This window comes from Lacticaseibacillus zhaodongensis (genome assembly GCF_009687905.1).
Taxonomy (GTDB): domain Bacteria; phylum Bacillota; class Bacilli; order Lactobacillales; family Lactobacillaceae; genus Lacticaseibacillus; species Lacticaseibacillus zhaodongensis.
Map to the genome: position 1 here is coordinate 145,435 of NZ_BLBG01000006.1, position 6,339 is coordinate 151,773.

At 55.3% G+C, this 6,339-nt stretch carries 4 protein-coding genes; all 4 read right to left on the reverse strand.

The features are described 5' to 3' along the window. Window positions 1–8: 8 nt before the first annotated feature. Complete coding sequence (nrdG, locus tag GN107_RS06485; RefSeq protein ID WP_155287538.1) at window positions 9–605, reverse strand: anaerobic ribonucleoside-triphosphate reductase activating protein; 597 nt, start codon at window positions 603–605, stop codon at window positions 9–11. A 15-nt stretch (window positions 606–620) separates the two neighbouring features. Then, the gene (gene nrdD, locus GN107_RS06490; RefSeq protein ID WP_155287539.1) at window positions 621–2,789 is read right to left on the reverse strand and encodes an anaerobic ribonucleoside-triphosphate reductase; all 2,169 of its coding nucleotides are present in this window, start codon (window positions 2,787–2,789) and stop codon (window positions 621–623) included. Between the two features lie 1,236 nt (window positions 2,790–4,025). Next, the gene (locus GN107_RS06495) at window positions 4,026–5,594 is read right to left on the reverse strand and encodes an MFS transporter (RefSeq protein WP_155287540.1); all 1,569 of its coding nucleotides are present in this window, start codon (window positions 5,592–5,594) and stop codon (window positions 4,026–4,028) included. Beyond that, window positions 5,594–6,142: a PadR family transcriptional regulator gene (locus GN107_RS06500; protein ID WP_196246304.1), complete on the reverse strand. Its 549-nt coding sequence runs from the start codon at window positions 6,140–6,142 to the stop codon at window positions 5,594–5,596. Before GN107_RS06500 ends, GN107_RS06495 begins: the two co-directional genes overlap by 1 nt. Window positions 6,143–6,339 lie beyond the last annotated feature (197 nt).

A 6,339-nucleotide genomic window follows, 5' to 3' on the forward strand; every position in this document is an offset into this window, starting at 1 on the left:
AGGGCCACCTATCTAACCAAGCGGGACCAAATAACGACCTTGCCCTGCTCAAATGACGCCGGGACATCGATGATCCGCTGGTTGGAGCTACCGCGAAACTGCAGCGTCAGGTCCTTCTTGGGTTCCAAAAAGCGGCCATCGACCAAAATATCGATCAGGTGCAGCAACTCCAACTTGTCGTCCGTTTCCTTTTGCAACTCATCCCAGGTGTAGCCGCTCCAGCTCCAAATGTCCTTGGTGTGCCCAAATTCAGCCCGAATCCGCCGGCAGATTTTGAGGCAGACCTGGGTATTCAGGAAGGGCTCACCGCCAAGTAATGTCAGGCCCTGAACGTATGGCTGGGCCATGTCCTTGATGATCTGATCTTCGAGCTCCTGCGTGTAGGGCTTGCCATAACGGAAGTTCTGCGCGGCCAGGTTGTAACAGCCCGGGCAAGAAAACATGCAACCGGACACGTAGAGCGAGCAGCGCACACCCTCCCCGTCGACAAAATTAAAGGGCTTGTAACTAGCAACGTACTGGTGGGACAGGTCCGCGGCCCGCCACTCTTTTGGCTTGGGATTCCGCGGCGCGGTCCTGACTCTTGATGGTCTTCCTTCACTCATTGATTGCCTCCAAAATTAATCCTGCAGGCCGTCATCCCCAGCCAGCGCGATGTGGTTGTTGCTGAGGGTCATGTGCTTCTTGCGGCTGACGATTTCCATGTGGCGCCCGTGCACCATTGGCCGCTGGTTCGGGTTGCCCAGGTAGCCGCAAGTCCGCTTAACAACGTCACAGGTTGCGGGGTCGGTGTTACCACACTGCGGGCACTTGAACCCGCGCGCGGTCGGGGCAAACTCACCCTTGAAGCCGCACTTGAAGCACTGGTCGATCGGCGTGTTCGTGCCGAGGTAACCGATCCGGTCGTAAGCGTAGTCCCAAACGGCTTCCAGCGCCTTGGGATTCTGCTTCAGGTTCGGGTACTCACAATAGTGGATGAAACCGCCGGAACAGTACTTAGTGTAGTCCTTCTCAAAATCAATTTTTTCAAATGGCGTCGGACTCTTGCGTACATCGTAGTGGAAACTGTTGGTGTAGTATTCCTTGTCGGTGATGTTCGGAATTTTGCCAAACTTAGCGGTGTCAGCGCGGCAGAAGGTATCCGTCAGGCTCTCGGATGGCGTTGAGTAAACCGAGTAGTGGTAGCCCTCTTCAGCCTCCCACTGCTTACAGTGATCGTACAGACTCTTAACGACGCTAATGGTGAAGGCCTTCGCCTCGGGGTTCTGCTCCCAGTCTGGGCCGTAGAACACGGTGCCGACTTCGTACAGGCCGATGTAGCCCAGGCTGACAGTCGCGCGGCCGTTCTTGAACAGGTCGTCAACGTTCCCATCGGCAGGCAGCCGCTTGCCGAACGCACCGTACATGTACAGCGTTGGCGCGTTCTTCGGCTTGGCCTGCTTAGCGCGTGCAACCTTGAACTGCAACGCCTCGTGGCAGACCTTAAGCCGCGACTCCATAATTGCCCAAAACTCATCCTGACTGCCTTCAGATTCCAGCGCGATACGCGGCAAGTTCAGGGTGACAACCCCCAAGTTCATCCGCCCGGAGTTGACTTCCTTGCCGTTTTCATCGTGCCAGCCCTGCAGGAAGCTGCGACAGCCCATTGGCGCCTTGAAGCTGCCAGTGAGCTCAACGATTTTGTCGTACATCAAAACATCAGGGTACATGCGCTTAGTTGCACACTCGACCGCCAGCTCCTTCACTGCGTAGTTCGGGTCGCCGGGGTTCAGATTGAGGCCGCGCTTGATGGTGAAGACCAGCTTTGGGAAAATCGCGGTCCGCCGTTCGGTGCCGAGGCCCTTAATGCGGACCTTCAAAATGGCCTTTTGAATCTCCACGGCCGCCCAACTCGTGCCCAGGCCAAAACCAACCGTTGTGAACGGTGTCTGCCCCTGAGAGCTGTAAAGCGTGTTGATCTGGTATTCAAGGCTCTCCATCGCTTGGTAAATATCAGCGCTGGTCTTCTGCCGCGCATAATCTTCCTGCCGCTGCGGGTCATCGATCCACTCGGCGGCGTCGCGCAGGTGCCGTTCGTAATTCTTCATCGCGTAAGGTGCGAGGACTTCATCGGTGCGGTCACTGCTGCAACCACCGTACTGACTGGATGCGACGCTGGCGATGATCTGCACCATCTGCAGCACCGCCGTCTGGATGGATTGCGGCGTGCCCATGGTGGCGTTACCGATGCTGAAGCCATTTTGCATCATGCCGGCAAAATCGATCAGGCAACAGTTAGTCATCGGACTGTATGGTTGGTAGTCCAAATCGTGCCAGTGAATGTCACCCTTAATGTGCGCGGTGGCTACGGCCTTGGGCAGCATCTTCAGGCCGGTCGCCCGGGCAATCGTCCCGGCGGTCAGGTCCCGCTGGGTGTTGAAGACTTCGCTATCCTTGTTCGCATTTTCGTTGACGACCGTTGCATCTTTTTGCAACAGGCGGTTCAGCGCCACGTTCAAATTCTTGCTCTGATCACGCTGGGCCTGCATCGCCGCCCGGTGTTCCCGGTAGCGCTGACCAGCCGCCACATCACGGTCATCCAGCCACTGAACGCACAGCTCAGCAATATCCGCCGTGTCACCGCAATCTCTAGCCGCTGCCACGAGCTGCTCCAGGTCAGCCGGAGCAGCCGCAGCGGCGCCCACCGCCTTGAGGGCAGCCTGCACTCCGTCTGTTAACTTGCTCGCGTTAAACGGTTCCGTATTACCGGTTCGCTTCTGCACCATTTCAATTTTCGTCGCCGTATCCATCGCAAATCACCGCACCTTTCTTAACATGCTAGAGTACATTATATGCCCTCTTGGCCACTATATGTAGTGGCCTGAAGCCGAATGACAACCACATGTGTGCATAAAAGGTAGCTGGCAAACTTGGCTAGTGTTCGCGATTGCCGCCAGCACGCGCTCCTTTAGCTGCGGCAAGCAAGTGCATAGCGGTGCATAAGTGCAATTAAAAAACAGCGCTTGCAAGTTGTAAGTGAACCAGGGTAATGTTGAGACTCCATGGACGCTATGGGCGCTATGGACGGCCGCGGGGAGGGGTGCCGCTGCTTCGTTGCGTATATGCTTTCGCGTGGAACAGCCCGGGGCCGGCTACAGACTAGCTGCGCGAGTCTTACGCCTAAAACCAGGCCCGCATCGCTACGCTCAACGCGGTCCTGCTTTCACCCCCAGTTGTTAAGCAGAAACCCACTGCTTAACAACTGTTTGGGCTTTACGCGGCATATACTCCACTACGCAGCGGCACCCCTCCCGGCTACGTTAGTTTTCTAATGCTGGTAGTGGATTAGATCACCTAATGCTCACAAACATCTTGTCAACATACAAGATTACTCACTGCTCGATCAACAATTAATCTCTCCGCATACTCCTCGGTACTGTTTGTCAGTCAAACACCCATACAAACAGAATGCAATTAAGGCCCACTAGTCAGTGTGCAAAGGCTACTGCATCTTGTAAGAACACCAAATGCGCAGACGTGCGTTCATCAAGAACATCTCTATAAGGGCGGCGGGCGCCTTTTCCGGGAACAAAGCTGGCGGTAGTGACCATGCTGAAACGATAATTACTAGCCTAGCTGTTTTTTGGCTAGGCTAGTAATTATCGGCGCGAGTGGAGAGACCGCGAGGGAGCGTAGCGACGCGGGCTCGGAACTCAGCGGAAGACTTGGCGATTTTTGCCGGAGCTCTTGGTGCTTTAGCACCTAGAGACACCGGACATCGGAGAGCCAAGCCTAAAGCGGCGCCAGCATGCCTGTCTGTCACTACCGCCAGCGAAGCCATTACTCTTAGTGCTTTAGCACTTAGAGGTAATGGACACCGAAGCGAAGCGTAGGGTGGGAGGAAAATGCGCCCACCGTCCGGAAGCAATCGGGAGCAGCAGCGCCCCTCCCCGCGGCAGCCCCCAGCACCACAAACGTAAATAAAAAAGGCCGCACTCAGAAGAGTACGACCCGAAAATCAAATTTTGCAATGAATATTAGCTTAGTTAGGCTACGTCGCCGCTCCCCTTGTGTTCGCGCATCAGGATGGCTGCCGCCAACCCGCCTGCGAAGAGGACCCCCGCGGCTGTGAACAGCACACCAACCATCCCTGAGTGGTAGGCCCGTAGCACGAGCTGCTGGAAGTCATGGGCAAACGGTGCGTGGCTCAGGCGCTTGGAGAAAGCAATCTCGTGGCCAGAGAACGGGCCCGCCGTGATCAGCGCCTTGTGTAAACCTGTCCGCGCGGCTGCCGGCAGCATTTTGATGTTGTCGATGTGCGCGCTCAGGTAGCTCTCGTAACGCGAGGTCTGCACGAGGCCGAGGCCAACGACCCCGACCGTGGTCCCGATTTGCCGGAACACGTTCAGCAGGCCGGACGCCATCCCCATCTCTTGGGGCGCCGCGCCTTCCATGCCAGCAGTGTTGAGCAGCGGGTTGACCAAGCCGTTAGTAATCCCGAACAACACCATGCTGGGCCACAATTCAGAATAGGATAGCTGCACGGTCAGCGCGTTGGCCATGATGATGAAGCCAATGCCACCGAGGAACATGGCACCACTGATCATCCACTTCTTCGAATACTTGGCACCAAGGATTCCGGTCACCGGTCCGAGAATCAAGGACCAGACACTCATAACCAGCTGCCGGACACCCGTCTGGAGCGCGGAGTAGCCGATGTAATTTTGCATTAGAGCGGTCAGGAAGGCGTTGAAGGAATAGACTCCGATCCCGAGCGCTAGGGCAACAGCAATCGCCCCGACAAAATGCACACTCTTGAACATGTTTAGGTCCATCATTGGCGCGGTGACTTTCTTTTCAACCCAGATGAAGACTACAAGGATGATCACGAACGCAATGAGCCAGCCGGCGATACGCATGTCGGTCCAGGCCCAGTGCGGGTGGCTTTCCTTCTGAATCAAACCGTAAACGCCGGCGAACAAGCCCGCCGCGGAGAGCAGCATGCCCCACCAGTCGATTTTGCTACCAGCACCGTAACTGGGGGTTTCCTTGACGTAAACGATGGTCAAAATAATGGCGATGATTCCAATTGGAATGTTAATAAAGAAAATTGATGGCCAGCCAAACTGCCCGACTAGGTAGCCACCAATTAGTGGGCCGGAAGCGGTCGACAAACCGATGACTGAGCCCAAGATTCCCAAAGCGGTCCCGCGCTGGCGGCCGGAGAAGTTGGACGCAACGAGGGCCATGGACAGGGAGTTCATCCCCGCACCACCAATGGCTTGCACTCCGCGGCCGATGTCTAGAACAAGCAGGTTCTGGGCCATGCCGTTAACCGCTGATGCAATCATGAATAATACCAGCGAGGCGATAAAAATTTTACGGCGACCGAACATATCACCCAGCTTGGAAACCACAAGCAGACTGACGGCCAAAATTAAGGTATAGGCATTCAGCACCCACTGCAAATTATTGAAACTTTCGTTGAAGCTCGTTGCCATCGTTGGCAATGCCACGTTCACAACGGTCACATCGAGCAGCCCCATGAAAGTGCCAAGGGACATCGCCGCCAGTGCCATCCACTGGCGGTAACTAGTTTTTGTTGCTTTATTCATTAATTAACTTCCTTATCTTGATTGATTGCGGCCAGTTGTTGGTCCGCCCAGTCGATTTTGCTCTGACTGACGGCCATCTGGAGCCGGATGGTCCGCCGAATCCAGTCGGTATCCGGCCGGTCAGCGCTTTCGCTTAGCCGCTGCAGGTGCCGGTCCAGGGCCCGGGATGACTCTAGATCCTGCTGACAGGCAACCCGGTACGCGTGCAAAATGGCCTGCTGCTGCACTGGCTTGACACGGTATAGATTATGAAACTTAAAGCGGTAGGTCTCTTCCCGCTTCGCATCTAGGGGTACTGGGGCCGTCATTAACTCATTGAAGCGTTGCTCCCCAGCGGGTAAGATGTGGGCCAGCTTCTGCTTGCGTCCAGACTCGGCGGTCTCCTCTAGAGTGATGTACCCGGCCACCGCCATTTTGTGCAGCACCGGATAAATAACACCGTTAGAAATCTTGCGTTGCGGTTCAAGCATACTACCGAGCATCTCCCGCAGCTTGTAACCGGTCCGGTCCTGCACCAGCAATGCTCCCAGAATCAATAATTCATACACGCGTCTGTCTTCCCCCAAGTAAAAGTGATTATATGTCGTTACGACAGGTACTGATTATAGGTCGTTACGACATATTGTCAAGTATTTTCAGAAAATGGGCTGTTTTGAACACAAAATAAAGGGGTTGTGACATAACCCCACGTTAAGTAGGCGCCATGGAGGAAATCTTCGGATTTCCTTCATGGCGCCCTTTCTGT